The following is a 257-nucleotide window of genomic DNA, read 5'->3' on the forward strand; positions in this document are numbered from 1 at the left end:
CCTTTCCCTCACGGTACTAGTCCGCTATCGGTCACCAGGGAGTATTCAGGCTTATCGGGTGGTCCCGACAGATTCACAGCAGATTTCACGGGCCCGCTGCTACTTGGGCATCCACACTCGACAGTCACAATGTTTTCGTCTACGGGACTCTCACCCTCTACGACAGGCCGTTCCAGACCACTTCGACTAACACCATGATTTATCACTGTCGGACAGTCCGGCAGAACCATCACATGCAAACCCCACAACCCTCCATA

Annotated in this window: 1 rRNA gene; it reads right to left on the reverse strand. The window is 54.1% G+C overall.

What is annotated here, in order from left to right:
• Positions 1 to 257, reverse strand: a 23S ribosomal RNA gene (locus RhoFasB10_RS26070); the annotation flags it as partial.

This window comes from Rhodococcus sp. B10, from assembly GCF_011770055.1.
Taxonomy (GTDB): domain Bacteria; phylum Actinomycetota; class Actinomycetes; order Mycobacteriales; family Mycobacteriaceae; genus Rhodococcoides; species Rhodococcoides kyotonensis_B.